The sequence below is a fragment of the Rodentibacter pneumotropicus DSM 21403 genome, from assembly GCF_000379905.1.
GTDB classification, from domain to species: Bacteria; Pseudomonadota; Gammaproteobacteria; order Enterobacterales; family Pasteurellaceae; genus Rodentibacter; species Rodentibacter pneumotropicus.
Genome location: NZ_KB904055.1, coordinates 14,440 through 31,303 on the forward strand (window position 1 = coordinate 14,440; position 16,864 = coordinate 31,303).

13 protein-coding genes are annotated in these 16,864 nt (G+C 40.3%); 5 read left to right on the forward strand and 8 right to left on the reverse strand.

Annotated elements, in window-relative coordinates; translation table 11 throughout:
- Nucleotides 1–201 precede the first annotated feature (201 nt).
- Nucleotides 202–1,524, reverse strand: a complete 1,323-nt coding sequence (srmB, locus tag A3GE_RS0106230) for an ATP-dependent RNA helicase SrmB (RefSeq protein WP_018356397.1) — start codon at nucleotides 1,522–1,524, stop codon at nucleotides 202–204.
- Between the two features lie 100 nt (nucleotides 1,525–1,624).
- Between srmB and A3GE_RS0106235 the strand changes: the two genes are divergently transcribed.
- Nucleotides 1,625–2,323 carry a tRNA1(Val) (adenine(37)-N6)-methyltransferase gene (locus A3GE_RS0106235; RefSeq protein ID WP_018356398.1) on the forward strand — a complete coding sequence of 233 codons (699 nt, stop codon included), beginning with the start codon at nucleotides 1,625–1,627 and terminating at the stop codon, nucleotides 2,321–2,323.
- Between the two features lie 67 nt (nucleotides 2,324–2,390).
- Here A3GE_RS0106235 and pnuC read toward each other — a convergent pair whose 3' ends face one another.
- Nucleotides 2,391–3,065, reverse strand: coding sequence for a nicotinamide riboside transporter PnuC (pnuC, locus tag A3GE_RS0106240; RefSeq protein WP_018356399.1), 675 nt, complete (start codon nucleotides 3,063–3,065; stop codon nucleotides 2,391–2,393).
- Nucleotides 3,066–3,242: 177 nt separating this feature from the next.
- Here pnuC and rapA point away from each other — a divergent pair, with 177 nt between their 5' ends.
- The gene (rapA, locus tag A3GE_RS0106245) at nucleotides 3,243–6,029 is read left to right on the forward strand and encodes an RNA polymerase-associated protein RapA (RefSeq protein WP_018356400.1); all 2,787 of its coding nucleotides are present in this window, start codon (nucleotides 3,243–3,245) and stop codon (nucleotides 6,027–6,029) included.
- Between the two features lie 2 nt (nucleotides 6,030–6,031).
- Entirely contained in the window at nucleotides 6,032–6,691 is a 660-nt protein-coding gene (rluA, locus tag A3GE_RS0106250) for a bifunctional tRNA pseudouridine(32) synthase/23S rRNA pseudouridine(746) synthase RluA (RefSeq protein ID WP_018356401.1), read from the forward strand.
- 41 nt (nucleotides 6,692–6,732) lie between these two features.
- Here rluA and A3GE_RS0106255 read toward each other — a convergent pair whose 3' ends face one another.
- On the reverse strand, nucleotides 6,733–8,226 hold the full coding sequence (locus A3GE_RS0106255; protein ID WP_018356402.1) for a PTS transporter subunit EIIC: 1,494 nt from the start codon (nucleotides 8,224–8,226) through the stop codon (nucleotides 6,733–6,735).
- 438 nt (nucleotides 8,227–8,664) lie between these two features.
- On the opposite strand from A3GE_RS0106255, the gene A3GE_RS12120 reads away from it, so the two are divergent.
- Nucleotides 8,665–8,835 (forward strand): ATP-binding protein, encoded by a 171-nt coding sequence (locus A3GE_RS12120; protein WP_154647137.1) that lies wholly within the window; start codon nucleotides 8,665–8,667, stop codon nucleotides 8,833–8,835.
- A gap of 85 nt (nucleotides 8,836–8,920) precedes the next feature.
- Here the strand turns inward: A3GE_RS12120 and iolG are convergent, their stop codons facing one another.
- The 3 genes from iolG to iolD are packed head-to-tail and all read right to left on the reverse strand — an operon-like array spanning nucleotide 8,921 to nucleotide 12,811.
- Nucleotides 8,921–9,931, reverse strand: a complete 1,011-nt coding sequence (iolG, locus tag A3GE_RS0106265) for an inositol 2-dehydrogenase (RefSeq protein WP_018356403.1) — start codon at nucleotides 9,929–9,931, stop codon at nucleotides 8,921–8,923.
- Nucleotides 9,932–9,933: 2 nt separating this feature from the next.
- The gene (gene iolE, locus A3GE_RS0106270; RefSeq protein ID WP_018356404.1) at nucleotides 9,934–10,830 is read right to left on the reverse strand and encodes a myo-inosose-2 dehydratase; all 897 of its coding nucleotides are present in this window, start codon (nucleotides 10,828–10,830) and stop codon (nucleotides 9,934–9,936) included.
- A 43-nt stretch (nucleotides 10,831–10,873) separates the two neighbouring features.
- Complete coding sequence (iolD, locus tag A3GE_RS0106275) at nucleotides 10,874–12,811, reverse strand: 3D-(3,5/4)-trihydroxycyclohexane-1,2-dione acylhydrolase (decyclizing) (protein ID WP_018356405.1); 1,938 nt, start codon at nucleotides 12,809–12,811, stop codon at nucleotides 10,874–10,876.
- Nucleotides 12,812–13,100: 289 nt separating this feature from the next.
- On the opposite strand from iolD, the gene A3GE_RS0106280 reads away from it, so the two are divergent.
- On the forward strand, nucleotides 13,101–15,017 hold the full coding sequence (locus A3GE_RS0106280) for a bifunctional 5-dehydro-2-deoxygluconokinase/5-dehydro-2-deoxyphosphogluconate aldolase (protein WP_018356406.1): 1,917 nt from the start codon (nucleotides 13,101–13,103) through the stop codon (nucleotides 15,015–15,017).
- A 48-nt stretch (nucleotides 15,018–15,065) separates the two neighbouring features.
- Here the strand turns inward: A3GE_RS0106280 and A3GE_RS0106285 are convergent, their stop codons facing one another.
- Together A3GE_RS0106285 and iolB are read right to left on the reverse strand one after the other, a co-directional pair.
- Nucleotides 15,066–15,899 (reverse strand): MurR/RpiR family transcriptional regulator, encoded by an 834-nt coding sequence (locus A3GE_RS0106285; protein ID WP_018356407.1) that lies wholly within the window; start codon nucleotides 15,897–15,899, stop codon nucleotides 15,066–15,068.
- A 130-nt stretch (nucleotides 15,900–16,029) separates the two neighbouring features.
- On the reverse strand, nucleotides 16,030–16,857 hold the full coding sequence (iolB, locus tag A3GE_RS0106290; RefSeq protein WP_018356408.1) for a 5-deoxy-glucuronate isomerase: 828 nt from the start codon (nucleotides 16,855–16,857) through the stop codon (nucleotides 16,030–16,032).
- Nucleotides 16,858–16,864: the final 7 nt, after the last annotated feature.

The following is a 16,864-nucleotide window of genomic DNA, read 5'->3' on the forward strand; positions in this document are numbered from 1 at the left end:
GTGCGGTTTTTTATTGCCTAAATTATAGAAAAAGTGCGGTTAAAATTCTCTGTGATTTTTTCGGTATTATATAGAAAATGCACAAAAGCGGTCATTTTAACGAAATGTAGGGACACAGGCAGTGTGTCCCTACAAAAAAACAAAATAAAATTTGTGCAACAACGACATAATACCGTGATTTTTAACCGCACTTTTCGTTTTCTAATTGTCTTTCCCTGAACTCGGCTTTCTCCGCTTCCCGATATTTTTCGTATCCTTGTGACGCAATTTCACTTTTTTCTTCGCCTCTTCTTTTTTCTTTTCTTCCCGTTTGGCTTTAATGCGGGCTTTTTGCTTTTTAGTCACCGATTTAATTTCACCGTCTTTCGGTGGTTTGGTACGGGGTTCCAAACCTTCCAGAACACGGGCTTTTAATATTTCTTCCGTATAACGCTTAATTTTGCCTAGTAATTTATAATCGTGGGCTTCCACAAAAGAGACCGCTGTCCCTTTTTTGCCTGCTCGAGCGGTACGCCCAATACGGTGTAAATAAGTATCCGCACTATATGGCAAATCGAAATTCATCACATGGCTGACGTCATCAATATCAATACCACGGGCTGCCACGTCCGTTGCCACTAACACCGTCACAACGTCCGATTTTAATTTATCAATGGCATTATTACGCTGGGTTTGCGCCATTTCCCCTTCCAAATAGGTGGAACGAATCCCACGCTTGCGTAAAATTTCCGCCAGTTCACGCACTTCTTCACGACGGCGTACAAATACGATACCACGATCAACATTTTCCGTTTCAATGAAACGAGCCAATAATTTCACTTTGTGTTCATAACTATCCGCGTGGTAATACCACTGATTGATTTTTTTACGTTCACGGCGGCTTGGCTCCGCATCCACTTTCACCGGATCATTAAGCAAGCGTTCGGCAAAATCCACCAATAATTCACCTTCAAGGGTGGCTGAAAACAATAAGGTTTGTTTACGCCAACGGGTTTCCGCCGCAATTTTTTCCGCATCTTGCCCAAATCCCATTTGTAACATTCTATCGGCTTCATCAAAAATTAGGATTTCCACCGAACGACAATCAAAATTCTCTTCCTGAATATATTGTAATAAACGTCCCGGTGTCGCCACCACCAAATCCTGATTGGTGTTAAATACCTCACCGTGATTTTGATATGCCACACCGCCGGTGATTGTGGCAATATTTAAATGGGTAAATTGCGCCAATTCTTCCGCTTGTTGCGCCACTTGCATGGCTAATTCTCGGGTGGGCGTTAATACCAAAACTCTCGGTGGACCGGGCTTACGGCGCGGATAATCAAGCAGATGTTGCAATGCCGGTAATAAAAATGCGACGGTTTTTCCCGTGCCAGTGGGAGCAGAACCTAATACATCACGGGCTTCCATTGCCGCCGGAATTGCATTTAATTGGATCGCTGTTGGGCGTGAGTAGCCTTTTTTTTCAATAGCTTGAAGAAGTTCAGGGGAAAGATCGAATTGTTCAAATTGAGGAAAATTCATTATTGTACGGTTCTTTGTTAAAATTGCCGCGAATTATACCTGAAAAGCCCCGAAACGCCTAAAAATAAACAGGAAAGTGCGGTCAATTTTAAAAATATTTATGAGTAGTTTCACCTTTAAACAATTTCACATTAATCAACAACATTGTGCAATGAAAGTGGGCACAGACAGCATTTTACTGGGTGCTTGGGCAGATATTGAACAGGCTAAAAATGTGTTAGATATGGGCTGTGGCACCGGTCTGTTAGCCTTAATGCTCGCGCAACGAAGTTCTCCGGATTGTTCTATTTCTGCGGTGGAATTAGATCCTGCCGCCGCTCAACAGGCACGGGAAAATATTGCAATTTCGCCTTGGCAAGAACGCATCAATCTCATTCACGCAGATGTCCAACATTTTTTACATACCACATCGGAAACCTTTGATCTCATTGTCGCCAATCCGCCCTATTTTAAACAAGGCGTGGAATGTAAAAACGAAGAACGGGAATTAGCCCGTTATACTAAGCAAAGTCATTTAAACTGGCTGGTTTGGGCGGCTGAACGCTTATCCGAAAAGGGAAAAATCAGTTTTGTACTGCCTTATGAAGCGGCAAAAACACTCGAAAAACTAACCGCACTTTATTGCATAAAACAAACGGAGATCATCACAAAAATCGGCAAATCACCACAAAGAATGTTAATCACCTTTTCAAAACAACCACAAAAATTATTGCGTGATCAAATCGTGATTTACAATGAGAAAAATTGCTATACAGGCGAGTTTGTCGAATTAACGAAAGATTTTTATTTGAAATTCTAATGATAAAGGCGAGCTCAAATTTCTCAAGGTCGCCTTCTTCATATCCCAAATAGGAGGAATTTTATGCTTATTTTTTCAATTTCGTCCAGTTGTAATAACCGTAAAGGGAGTTCAGCAAATATGCGCTATACATTAAATACATCGCCTGCGTTTCCGCCCATAAAATAATAGAAAGAATATTAAGGACAATCCATAACAGCCATTGTTCACGATAACGCAAAATCATCAGCAACTGAGCCGCTACCACGATAATGGTTGTTAAACCGTCTAAATCGGTTGAGCTTCCGCCCGCTGTCTGTAAGACTTGCACAAATAAAAACGTACCGATACCGATAAAAAGCGCAAGGGCAATCCAACCTTTTGGTGTGAGTGCTTTTGCCACCACACTTTCACCGCCATTGTCATTTTGCATATTGTTTTTCCACATGAAATAGCCGATAAACTGTGCCGGCAAATAGACATAAAGTACGGTGTTCATTTCCCCTAAGAAATTTTGCCCCCATGCCACATAAAAATAGGTATAAGCAAAAATCAAGCCGAAGAAATAGTTGCTGATTTTCCCTTTACTCACCAATACCACACACAAAATACCCGATATGCCTGAAATCATTTCTAGCAGGGTATTATCATCTTGCTGCACATACGCCCAAATTTGTGCAATGATAAACACCACCAACCAGATCACCTCAAAAGGTTTCCAACCGGATAAAAACTCACGTTTAAGACGTTCAGACCAATCCATTTTTTACTCCATAATAATGAAAAAACATGTCATTTTTGCACCGCACTTTGGCAAAGTAAAGCATAGAATCGGAACAATCATCACGATTGTGATAGAGATCACGGTTTTCATTGCTTTCCCTTTGAATCTGGCTACAATAGCCGCCCGAATTTTAATGAATAAAAAATAGAGAACTGTATGACATCTTTTGCCCTTGGTCAGCGTTGGTTAAGCGGAAGTGAAAATAATCTTGGATTAGGCATCGTTACCGCCTTTGATACACGTACTGTGACTTTGCATTTTCCCGCCTCTGACGAAACACGTATTTATTCTATCGCTCAAGCTCCCCTTACCCGCATTCAATTTAACAAAGGCGAAGCCTTAAACCATAAAGACGGCTGGCAAGGCAAGATTGCGGATATTCAAACCATAAACGGCTTGAATTTTTATTTGGTAAAAAATCCGCAGGGTGAACAAGTGATCGTGCAAGAAGGCGATATTTCACCGCTTATTTCCTTTAGTTCGGCGAAAGATCGTCTATTTTCCGCACAACTCCATCGCAGCCATCATTTTGCTTTGCGTTATCGCACGCTAAAACATCAACAGGCCCAATTTCAATCACCATTGCGCGGTTTACGTGGTATTCGCGCGGGCTTAATTCCCCATCAATTACACATTGCTGCTGAAGTGGGGAATCGTGTGAATCCTCGGGTACTACTTGCTGATGAAGTGGGCTTAGGCAAAACCATTGAAGCCGGTATGATTTTACAAAATCAGCTGTTTGCCGAAAAAGTTCAACGTGTGTTAGTGCTTGTACCGGAAACCTTGCAACATCAATGGTTGGTTGAAATGCTCCGCCGATTTAATTTACATTTTTCACTGTTTGATGAAGAACGCTGTGCCGATTTTGCCACCACAGGGGAAAATCCTTTTAGCTCGGAATCGCTGATTATTTGCGCCTTAGATTGGTTAGTGAACTCGCCAAAACGAGCGGAACAAGCCCTTGATGCGGGTTTTGACTGCCTAATTGTGGACGAAGCCCATCATTTGGCTTGGTCTGAAACCGCCCCAAGCCGTGCGTATTTATATGTTGAACAACTTTCAAAGGTGATTCCTTCCGTATTATTACTTACCGCTACACCGGAACAATTAGGGCAAGAAAGCCACTTTGCCCGCTTGCGATTACTCGATCCCGAACGCTTTTTTGATTATGCAGCCTTCCAAGAAGAACAACAGCACTATCAACCGGTTGCCAATGCCGTTCAGTCTCTGTTAGCGGAAAAGCCATTAAGTGCAGTGGAAAAAAATCAGATTTCTACGCTATTAAAAGAACAACATCTCGATCAACTTTTCCAAGGATTGGCTTCCCAAAACGAGGAAATACAGCAAGAGGCACGTCAAACCTTAATCCAAAACTTGATTGATCGTCATGGCACAAGCCGTGTGCTATTCCGCAATACACGCCAAGGGGTGAAGGGGTTTCCACAACGTATTTATCACTCAATCACGTTAAGGGTTGAAAATCAGACTCAAACGGAAGAGGTGAAAACCCAATGGCTGTTAGATTTTTTAAAAACACAACGTGATAAAAAAATCTTTGTGATTTGCCAACACGCTCAAACAGCAATTCACCTTGAACAACATTTACGAGAAAAAGAAGGGATTCGTGCCACCGTTTTCCATGAAAAAATGTCTATCATTGAACGTGACCGTGCCGCCGCTTATTTTGCCGATATGGAAAATGGCGCACAGGTTTTACTCAGCTCCAGTATTGGCTCAGAAGGGCGAAATTTCCAGTTTGCAGACAGGTTAGTCTTATTTGATTTGCCGCAAAACCCTGATTTACTTGAGCAATGTATTGGGCGTTTAGATCGAATCGGACAGTTGAATGATGTGCAAATTTATCTGCCTTGTGTGGAAAAATCTGCCGATGAGGTATTGGCTCGCTGGTATCACGAAGGATTAAATGCCTTTGAACAAACCACACCAATGGGTATGGCATTATTTGAACAATTCTCTGAATCGCTACAAAAAGTGCGGTCAAATTCAACCGCACTTTCAGAGCTAGATAACCTCATTGCAGACACCAAACAAGCACGAGAAAAACTTAAAATAGCATTGGAACAAGGGCGCGATCGTCTTTTAGAACTGAACTCCAATGGAGGAGAACAGGCAAAACAGTTAGCCAATTCTATCGCCGCACAAGATAACGAGGTAGAACTCGTCAATTTTGCCCTGAATTTATTTGATATTATCGGCGTAGAACAGGATGATCTAGGCGAAAACAGTATTGTGATCACCCCGACCGGCACGATGCTTGTTCCTGATTTTCCGGGCTTAAAAGAAGAAGGAGTGACGGTCACTTTTGATCGCCAACTTGCCCTTGCCCGTGAAGAATTGGAATTTCTCACTTGGGATCACCCTATGATCCGCCAAGGTATCGATCTCATTGCTTCAGGTGATATCGGGAAAGCGGCAATGGCATTACTGATTAACAAACAATTACCTGCCGGCACACTCTTGTTAGAATTAATTTATGTGGTGGAAACACAGTCGCCGAAAGGATTACAGCTTAATCGTTTCTTACCGCCTACGCCGGTCCGCTTGTTGCTTGATAACAAAGGCAATAATATCGCAGAACAGGTAGCATTCGACACCTTGCACAGCAAATTAAAGCCCCTTGGTAAAGATGTAGCAAATAAAATGATCAAAATGGCACGTCCGACTTTGGAACCATTATTTGTTCTTGCTGAAAAAAAGATCCGGATGCTTGCCCCAACTTATATTAGCCAAGCACAGAAATTAGCGGATCAAACTCTGAGTGCGGAAATCAATCGATTACAAGCCTTACAAAAGGTGAATAAAAATATTCGCCAAAGTGAAATTGAGGTTTTAGCGGCGCAACGTGATCAATCTTTAGAAACATTGGCAAAAGCGACATGGCGATTGGATAGCCTCCGCGTTATCGTCACCAATAAGGAATAATTATGGCACTGATTGAATATCATCCCCCACTGAAACCGTATTTAGATATTATTTATCAAGATAACTATATTTGCGTGGTCAATAAACCGAGCGGATTGCTTTCCGTACCGGGCAATCAACCACAGTATTACGACAGTGCAATGAGCCGTGTGAAAGAAAAATTCGGTTTCTGCGAACCTGCGCATCGTCTTGATATGGCAACCAGCGGCCTTATTTTGTTTGCCTTAAGCAAAGCGGCAGACAAAGAACTCAAGCGTCAATTTCGTGAACGTGAACCGAAAAAGCATTATCAAGCTTTAGTGTGGGGACATCTTGCACAAGATCGTGGTGAAACGAATTTGCCGATGATTTGTGATTGGGAAAACCGCCCACGCCAGCGTTTAGATTTTGTCTTTGGCAAAAGAGCGGTCACAAAATTCGAAGTTCTAGCACGATTACCCAATAACAGCACAAGGGTAAAGCTAACCCCTATTACCGGACGTTCCCACCAATTACGTTTACATATGCTGGCATTAGGTCACCCGATTTTAGGAGATAAATTCTACGCCCACCCACAAGCCAAAAGTATGTCATCACGCCTTTGTTTACATGCACAATCATTAAGCATCACCCACCCTATCACGGGTGAACCGATGACTTTTTTTGCTGAGGTGGATTTTTAAAGAAAAACCTCCTCCCCAAAACGTGGGGAGGAGACAATTATCTAATCTTCTTTCCCTAAAATCTGATTTACTTCGCTTTTATATAAGACGGCTTTTGCCCCAAAAATGGCTTGAATTCCCCCACCAACTTCCAACACATCAATGGCACCAAGGGATTTTAAGCGGGCTTTATCCACCAATTTCACATCCCTAACAGAGACCCGTAAACGGGTAATGCAAGCATCCACATTTTCGATATTTTCCGCACCGCCAAGACCTGTGATGATCTGATGGGCATTTTCAGTTAGAGAGGAGCTTTGCTGTTCCACACTTTCCTCTATCTCTTCCCCTCTTCCCGGTGTCATCACATTGAAGCGGGTAATTAAGAAACGGAACGAGAAATAATAAAGGGCTGCCCAAGGAATCCCTACCAAAACCACGCGAATCCAATGTGTATTCCCATCGCCTTGTAAAATACCGAAGAGCAAGAAATCAATAAATCCGCCGGAGAACGTATTCCCAATGGAAATATTCAGTAAATCGGCAATATAGAAAGAAACACCGTCCAAAAATGCGTGGAAAACATAAAGCCAAGGTGCAACGAATAAGAACATAAACTCGATAGGTTCGGTAATACCGGTAATAAATGAGGTTAACGCTGCACCTAAAAATAATCCGCCAATTTTTGCGCGTCTGGATTTTGGTACACAATGATACATAGCTAAACAAGCAGCCGGTAAACCAAACATCATGGTATCAAAACGACCGGCAAAAAAACGCGTACCCTCGGTAAACAAACCTTGATGGTTAGGATCCGCTAATTGGGCAAAGAAAATTTTTTGTGCACCGACAATCGTTTCGCCGTTCACGATTTCAGTTCCACCCAATTCGGTGTACCAAAATAGCGGATAGATCATATGGTGTAATCCCACTGCGCCACTTAGCCGCATGAGGAAACCATAGAAAAATGTTCCGATCTCGCCCATTGAAGCAATGCTTTTGCCTGCGGATACCAGCCAGCCCTGAAAAGTCGGCCAAATTAAAAAGAAAATTGCGCCGATAAAAATCGACATAAATGCCGTAACGATTGGCACAAATCGAGAACCGCCAAAAAAGCCCAAAATTTGCGGTAATTGGATATTATGATAACGATTATGTAACTTTACTGTCACCAATCCCATCACTAATGCTCCGATCACACCGGTATCAATACTTTTTACTTCAGGGGAGAAAAGAGGAATTAAGGCAGAAATCGTTCCTGTCATAATTAAATAACCGACGACTGCTGCAAGTGCAGCCACCCCTTTATCCCGTTTTGCCAGCCCAATACCTAAACCGATACAAAGAAACAATGCCAAATTCGCAAATACGATCGAACCAGCGGAAGACATAATTTGAAAAATCCCCTGCAACAGTGAATTATCCAGTATGGGATAGGCTTGCAGTGTAGCTTTATTAGATAACGCTCCGCCGATTCCAAGTAGCAAGCCGGCGGCAGGTAAAATAGCAATCGGCAGCATAAAGGCTTTACCGATTTGTTGGAGTTGTTTAAACATAGGTTCCTCACATTAATTTGAAATTTGCGATTCCTATTATAAAGCTAATAGCCCCAAGCGAAATCACAAATGACACTATTTTTTCTTATCATCAGATCAGACAAGTCCAAATAGCTGCACTCTATGACTAAATAACCTTGTGATCAATAAGCAGACTCTCATTTTGTGATAGTACTAACTCTCTTTACAGAAATTTAATTTCCTAACTTTCTCTCTTTAAGAGTACACGTCATCAGAAAGCAAATGGGCTGCTAACCGTAACTCTCAAACTTTATATAAGGAGAAAATAATAAAAAAATCGAACAAAACTATCTTAGTCGCTTTATTAACCAGTGTTATGGCGTTCAGTGCGGTAAATATAGCACAAGCAATTTTCTGCTATGTTATTGAAAGTGGAGGATAACGGTAAAGGTATTCCCAAAAAACGGAAACACGTACTTGATCCTTTCTACCAAATTCTTAGTTCGGACGGAACAGCAAGGCAGAAGACTTAGCTTAGCAATCGCCATGGAAATCGTGAAGCAGTACGGTGAGACATTAACACTGAAAGACAGCGAGAAGTTTGAAACCGGGTTATTGGTGGAAGTATGGTTGCCGAGGGGATTATAGACAGTTTTTCTACCTATTTTATTATTAAAGTTTAAATTTATACTGAGAAGAAAGCATTCCATACAAGGAATGCTTTCTTCTGGTATTAAACAATTTCACTTAATTTGACCGGTCGTCCTTCATCAAGGGAACGTTTAGCCGCTAGAGCAATAACGACAGGTTGTAACCCGTCATTACCATTCACCAATGTTGGTTTGTCATTGATAATAGCATCAATAAAACAAGATATTTCATTAGCAAAAGATTGCATATAACGTTCTAAGAAGAAATATTTTGGTTTTTCAGCAATTACGCCTGTTTCACAAGAATAAACGGCTGTTGAATCGGCATCATTTTTTGTTTGAACCGCACCTTTTGAACCAAATACCTCGGCACGCTGATCATAACCATAAACTGCCTTACGGCTATTATCGATCACCGCTATCGCCCCATTTGCCAGTTTTAGGGTAATCACCGCAGTATCAATATCCCCTGCTTTTCCAATTTCCGGATTAACCAATACTCCTCCGGCTGCATAAACTTCAACCACCTCACTACCGGATAAATATCTAACCATATCAAAATCATGGATTGTCATATCGAAAAACATTCCACCAGATACTTTGACATATTCAATTGGCGGGGCATCCGGATCACGAGATGTAATACGAATTAAATGAGGTTCACCAATATCTCCATTTTCTACGCGTGTCTTAATTGCCTTAAAATTATGGTCGAAGCGACGATTAAAACCTACTTGGAATTTCACGCCTGCTTTTTCTACTTCATGGAGTACCTCTTTAATTCTGTTAATATCAGCATCCACCGGTTTTTCACAAAAAACGTGTTTTTCGGCTCGAGCCGCTTCAATTGAAATGAGGGCATGAGTGTTAGTTGAGGAACAAACTAAAACTGCATCAATTTCCGGATCTTGAAGAATTTTTTTATAATCTTCATAGATATTTGGAATTCCCATTTCTTTTGCCCAATTAATTAGCTCGTCTGTTATTTTTACATCTGAAATTGCCTTAACTTCCGCCCCTTTGACATATTTTGTAATACTTTCCGAATGCACACGTCCGATACGTCCGGCACCAATAATACCAACCTTAATCATAATTAAATCCCCGCTGTTTCTTTAATATATTGACGACCTTTCACGGCATACTCAAACGGATTGGCAATAGCCGGATCTTGCTCAGCTTCTACCACCATCCAACCTTTATAATCGTGCTTCTCAAGAAGCTCAAAAATCGGTTTGAAATCAATAACTCCATCGCCCGGAACAGTAAATGTTCCTTTACGTACCCCTTCTAAGAAACTTAAGTTTTTCTCCTTCACCTCTGTAACAACATCATCACGCACATCTTTCAGATGAACATGGCAAATGCGGTCGATATATTTTTCTAATACCTCAAGCATCGCTTTTTGAGATCCTTCGGAATAATAGAGATGACCGGAATCAAAGAGTAAATAAACGTTATCATTGACAACCGACATATATTTATCAACTTCAGCCGGCGTTTGAATCCCTGTTCCCATATGATGATGCAAACAAACTTTCATCCCTTTTTCTTCTGCAAGTTTGGCAAGCTCGTTATAACCTTCAGCAAGTTTTTGCCACTCTTCCTCAGTAAAAATTGGTTTTTCCTTAAAAACGGCTTTTGTTGTCCCTTGAATACTGTAGCTTTGTTCCGAGCAACCGATAACTGTCGCCCCCATCGCATGCAAGAAATCACGATGTTTGATAAATTCTTGAATGGTTTTCTCTTTTTTGCCCTCAACAAAAAACGTACTAAACCAAGCGTTGCAAATTTGTATACCGCGAACATTTAATTTATGTTTCAATACGTCCACATCGCGCGGATATTTATTGCCCACTTCACAGCCCGTGAAACCGGCAAGAGCCATTTCACTAATACATTGTTCAAAAGTATTTTCTTTACCGAGATCCGGCATATCATCATTAGTCCAACCAATAGGAGCAATCCCTAGTTTCACATTTTCAGCTTTCATAATTTTTCCTCACTAATTAAATGATTAAATTCAAATACCGTGTTTAATAGCGCCGAGATTCGCGAATATGTTTCACACTATTTTGATGCGCCTCTTGAATACGTTCTTTCTCAGAAACCTCTGCCACACCAACATGCCACCAACTTCCATAACCGTGAATCATCGTTTTTGGTAGAACTTTGATATCAATTAAGGTTGAAATTACTTGTTTTTTCGCATCTTCAAGTGCGAAACGTAGCTCTTCTTCATTTGTGACCTTGTAGGTTTTACAACCGTAAGAAGCGGCATTCATCGCAAAATCAACGGGGACAAAATTTCCATCCAATTGGTTCGTTAGCGGATTTCTGAAGCGGAATTCTGTTGCAAAACTATCCATTCCATGACCGATTTGTAAATTGTTAATACATCCGTTAGTCATATTATCGAATAAAACAACATTAATTTTTTTGCCTTCTTGAATAGATGTCACAAGCTCTGAATGCAACATCATATAGGAACCGTCACCCAATAACGCATAGACTTCTTTTTCAGGTTGAGCCAATTTAACGCCTAAAGCCGCATTGATTTCATAACCCATACAGGAATAACCGTATTCCAAATGGTAAGTTTCTTCGCCTTTTGATTGCCAAGCCCGTTGTAAGTCGCCGGGGAGGCTGCCGGCAGCACCGACAATCACGCTATTTTCATCTAGAACCTCATTTAAAATTCCAAGTACCCGACTTTGGGGTAAATGAGATTTCGTCAGCTTAATAAATTCCTCATAGACTTTTTCTCTATCTAAGGCATCATCCACTTCAGGAATAAAATTATCAGAATAAGAAATGTGATAGATACGCTGTAATTCTTCATTAAAACGTTGTTTTGCTTCTGATATTTGATCTCCCCAGTTCGCTTGGTAATGTGCCGATTGTAAAAGTGCGGTCAGTTTTTCCAGTGTTTTCTTCGCATCGGCAACAACTTGCACACCATCAAGTTTATAAGCATCAAATCGGGCAATATTAATATTTAAATATTTTGCATTTGGATTTTGGAAAAGCCATTTTGAGGAGGTAGTGAAGTCGGTATATCTCGTTCCTATTCCGATAATAAGGTCCGCCTCTTTGGCAAGTAAATTAGCGGATAAACAACCGGTTTCACCAATGCCTCCTACATTAAATCCGTGAGAAGAAATGACCGCACTTTTTCCTGCCTGTGTTTCCGCAAACGGAATATGGAATGCTTCTGCAAAAATTTTTAATTGTTCCGCAGCTTCAGAATAACGAACTCCGCCACCGCAAATAATGAGGGGCTTTTGACTTTTCATAATGAGCTCAAATGCGGAAGAAAGCATAGGTTCGGTTGGTAAGGTTCGTTCAATTCTATGAATCCGTTTTTGTAAGAAATAATCAGGGAAATCATAGGCTTCGGACTGAACATCTTGTGGAAGTGCGATAGTAACAGCTCCTGTTTCCGCCGGATCCGTTAATACACGCATAGCATTGATACAAGCAGTCATCAGTTGTTCCGGACGATTCACTCTATCCCAGTATTTACTCACTGCTTTAAAAGCATCATTGGTACTGATACTCAAATCATAGGGTTGTTCGATTTGCTGTAGCACGGGATCAGGTTGACGAGTGGCGAAAACATCACCGGGGAGTAAAAGAAGTGGAATTCTGTTTGCCGTTGCGACCGCCGCAGCGGTAATCATATTTGCTGCACCGGGGCCTACGGAGGAAGTGCAAGCATAAATTTTTTTACGTAAATTTTGCTTTGCAAATCCTGTAGCGACATGCGCCATTCCTTGTTCATTACGCCCCTGTCTCACAATCAGTTCGCCGCTGTCTTGTTCTAGCGCCTGCCCAATTCCTAATACGTTGCCATGCCCAAAAATACCAAATACACCTTCAACAAATTTCGTGACTTTACCATCAAATTCCACATATTGATTATCAAGAAATTTTACCAATGCTTGTGCAACTGTTAGTTTTATCGCTTTCATTACGGTCTCCTTCGGGATAATTTGATATCCGTTGTAGTATATTTATGCTTTTTTTAAATTGGAATATATTTGAAATGAAAATTTCATTTTTGAGACATAGATCAAACTTTTAGGCTAATGTCTCCGACTTTAGTTGGCGGTACATTTACTTTTAAGGAAAATCGTCCATAAACTTTAGAAAGATATGTGATCGACATCTCAAAATCATTTTTTTGAAGTTGATTTTTTTTGAAAAAAATATTTCAATATTAAAAATATGATAGCTTTAAAAATACAAGGGGGTAACATCATGAAAGAAGTTGAAAAAAAATTAGATCTTATCTGTTTGGGACGCGTAGCTGTTGATTTTTATGCACAACAAATCGGTGCCAGATTAGAGGATGCCTCATCATTTTCTAAATACCTTGGCGGTTCTTCCGGTAATGTTGCTTATGGAACAGCTGTTCAAGGAATAAAATCCTCTATGTTGGCTCGTGTCGGTGATGAGCATATGGGGCGTTTTCTCCGTGAAGAACTCCAACGTGTCGGTGTAGATACGAGCCATCTCATTACAGATAAAGAGCGATTAACCGCACTCGTTATCTTAGGGATCAAAGATCAGGATACGTTCCCGCTCATTTTTTATCGTGAAAATTGTGCCGATATGGCCATTAACAAAAACGATTTTGACGAAGCATATATTGCTTCCGCAAAGGCATTGGCAATAACAGGAACCCATTTATCTCATCCCAAAACACGTGAGGCCGTATTAACAGCCTTAGAATATGCAGGACGGAATAATACTAAGCGTTTACTTGATATTGATTATCGCCCTGTTCTATGGGGATTAACTTCCTTAGGCGATGGTGAAACACGTTTTATTGATTCAGAAGCCGTGACAAAATCGTTACAAGAAGTATTACACCATTTTGATGTTTTAGTAGGAACCGAGGAAGAATTTCATATTGCCGGTGGTTCCACCGATACATTAACCGCATTAAAAAATATCCGCCAATTATGTGATGCCGTCTTAGTGTGTAAACGAGGCGCATCAGGTTGCTCTGTTTTTGAGGGAAAAATTCCGGATGATCTTGACGGAGGTCTTAATGTATATGGTGTTCGTGTTGAAGTGCTGAATGTTCTCGGTGCCGGCGACGCTTTTATGTCAGGGTTAATTCGAGGCTACATTAATAACGAAGGTTGGGAACAATCTTGCCGCTATGCAAATGCCTGTGGTGCTTTAGTCGTTTCCCGTCATGGTTGTGCTCCTGCTATGCCAACAAAAGCCGAATTAGATGATTATTTAGCTCGGGTACAATTTGTTCCCCGTCCTGATATTGATGAAAGACTTAATCACTTACACCGAGTGACGACAAGAAAAAATCAATGGGACGATTTATGTATTTTTGCTTTTGATCATCGCAAACAACTTGTTGATATGGCGAAAAAAGTCGATGCCGACATTGCACGAATACCAAAATTAAAACAGCTTCTCTTAAAAGCAGCAGAAAAAGCGGCAAGTGATGAAAATATTACTCAAGGACACGCAGGCATTTTGGCCGATACCACATTTGGGCAAGCCGCGCTTAATGAAATTACCGGTAAAAAATGGTGGATTGGCCGCCCGATTGAGCGCCCTTCTTCTCGTCCTTTACGTTTAGAGCATGGCGACCTTGGTAGCCAATTGGTCAATTGGCCACAAGAACATATAGTGAAATGTTTGGTATTCTACCATCCAAAAGATGCACCTGAAATGAAGGCGGAACAAGACGAAAGTTTGAAACAAATTTATCAAACTTGTTGTAAAACCGGACATGAATTTCTACTTGAAGTTATTTTGCCTCATGATATGGAGCAAGATGAGAAATATTACGCCGAAATGCTTACTCACTTTTATCAATTAGGCATTAAACCGGATTGGTGGAAATTACCAGGATTATCTTCATCAGAATGGGACAAAATCAGCGAGCTAATCCAAAAAAATGATATCGATTGCCGAGGTATTTTAATTTTAGGTTTGGATGCTCCGGAAGAACAATTTGAATCGACCTTTAATGCGGCAGCCAATAAACCTTTGGTTAAAGGCTTTGCGGTAGGAAGAACAATCTTTGGGCAACCTTCAATGGAGTGGTTAGCGGGTAAATTAAATGATGACGAGTTGATTCAACAAGTCTCTCAACGTTATCAACGATTAATCAAACTTTGGAAATTACGTAATGAACCTTAGTTTGTATTAAGAAAAAATGCCCTTGATTAAAAAACAGGGGCATTTTTATTATTCCTTATCCTTTTCTTTTTCCAGACCGAGCGTAATAGCAAGAGTTTGAACAAGGCTCATTGTGACACATTGAGAGCGGAATCCCAGTACTTGAGCTTCTTTTACAACAAAAGAAACATCACTAAAAACGAGTAACGGGCTAATTTGGCTATCCGTAATAGCAATTTGTTTAATTCCTTTTTTAGCCGTAGTCTGGGTAATATTAAGGGTTTCATTTGCATAAGGCGAAAAACTAATGGAAACCACCACATCGCCAGCTTTTACTTGATTAAGTTGTTCATCAAACATTCCACCTAATCCGTTAATTAAGAAAGAACGACAATCTAAATGATGGAGTGCATAATTTAAGTAGCAAGCAACACTAAAAGAACGTTTTAATCCCACAATAAAAATATTATTTGCTTCTTTTAGTATTTTAACCGCTGCATAAATTTGCTCGTTTTCAGTACTATTCGCTAATTGTTGTAATGACTGACTATTGGCATGTGCAAATATGGCTAAAATATTTTCCGGAGATTCACTTCCTTCAACTTGATTGATCTTATGTGATAATTGTAAACGTTCCGTATAATTTGTTGTTTTCTCCATTAAGTTTTCACGAAAAATCTGCTTCATTTCATTGAATCCGGAAAAACCGAACTCCGCAGCAAACCGAATCAATGTAGAAGGTGGAACATTTGCTTTTTCCGCTATTGTTGCAACAGTATCAAAGACCACACTGTCACTGTTATCAAGAATATATTGAGCAACCTGCTTTAATCTTTTACTTAAACCGTCATAACGTGTTTGAATTTCCATTTTCAACATGGTCAATTGAGATTTCTCTTTCATAAGTTCTGTACCCTAATTGTTCAAATATTTTTATTATCCTATCCGGTTAAATAAATATTTCAAGAAAAACGGTCATTTTCTTAAAAAATGACCGCACTTTTAGATGATATTTTATTGATTCCGGATTGAATCAAGATTTCTTCTCATATTCTTCCGTATTAATCCATCGATGATCTTGTTCCCAAGTAAATTTCCATTTTCTTACCGGTCCCGCCATAACATTTAAATAATAATTATCATATCCCGCAATAGTTGCAACAGGGTGATAACCACGAGGAACTTGAACCACATCACCATCATAGACAGCCATACATTCATCTAAAGAACGATCATCCGTGTAAACACGTTGTAGTGCAAACCCTTGAGAAGGAGAGAAACGGTGATAATAGGTTTCTTCCAAATAAGTTTCTGTGAGTGAATTTTTATCATCATGCTTATGGCTTGGGAAAGAACTCGTATTTCCTTCATCTGTAAAAACCTCAACAACCAGCAACGCATCTGCGCTTTCCGTTTCAGGCAAGATATTATGAACAAGACGCTTATTCTTGCCATATCCCCGTTTTTCTACGCCAATATCCTCAGGTTTAATCAATCTTATTGGAAAATTCCCCTGACTTGGTGCACGACAAACGGCTAATTCTAAATAACTATCCGCCTGAATAATGACAGATTGTGAGTGAGGAACATAAAGTGCATAGGGAGGGATACGTTCAAAAGGCGTACTACGATTACCTACCTGAATAAAGGTTTCCGTTGCTGTTTTAAACGTCGCTTTACCCGCAATAATGACAAAACAAACCTCCGTATTTTGTGTATCAAATTCAAGTTTTTGTTGAGCCTGTAAATGATACATTTCAAATCCTACATATTCCCATCCTGCTGTTAGCGGTGTAATTTTTTGTACTTCACCATTTTTTTCCGGATGGTTTTTTCTTGATTTAGAAAGTAAATTTGACATATTTTCT

Coding starts and splice junctions, on each gene's coding strand:
- pnuC (WP_018356399.1), bottom strand. CDS start 3,065: ATGGATTGGTCTGAACGTCTTAAACGTGAGTTTTTATCCGGTTGGAAA.
- A3GE_RS0106255 (WP_018356402.1), bottom strand. CDS start 8,226: ATGTTTAAACAACTCCAACAAATCGGTAAAGCCTTTATGCTGCCGATT.
- iolG (WP_018356403.1), bottom strand. CDS start 9,931: ATGATTAAGGTTGGTATTATTGGTGCCGGACGTATCGGACGTGTGCAT.
- iolD (WP_018356405.1), bottom strand. CDS start 12,811: ATGAAAGCGATAAAACTAACAGTTGCACAAGCATTGGTAAAATTTCTT.
- A3GE_RS0106285 (WP_018356407.1), bottom strand. CDS start 15,899: ATGAAAGAGAAATCTCAATTGACCATGTTGAAAATGGAAATTCAAACA.
- srmB (WP_018356397.1), bottom strand. CDS start 1,524: ATGAATTTTCCTCAATTTGAACAATTCGATCTTTCCCCTGAACTTCTT.
- iolE (WP_018356404.1), bottom strand. CDS start 10,830: ATGAAAGCTGAAAATGTGAAACTAGGGATTGCTCCTATTGGTTGGACT.
- A3GE_RS0106235 (WP_018356398.1), top strand. CDS start 1,625: ATGAGTAGTTTCACCTTTAAACAATTTCACATTAATCAACAACATTGT.
- iolB (WP_018356408.1), bottom strand. CDS start 16,857: ATGTCAAATTTACTTTCTAAATCAAGAAAAAACCATCCGGAAAAAAAT.
- rapA (WP_018356400.1), top strand. CDS start 3,243: ATGACATCTTTTGCCCTTGGTCAGCGTTGGTTAAGCGGAAGTGAAAAT.
- rluA (WP_018356401.1), top strand. CDS start 6,032: ATGGCACTGATTGAATATCATCCCCCACTGAAACCGTATTTAGATATT.
- A3GE_RS0106280 (WP_018356406.1), top strand. CDS start 13,101: ATGAAAGAAGTTGAAAAAAAATTAGATCTTATCTGTTTGGGACGCGTA.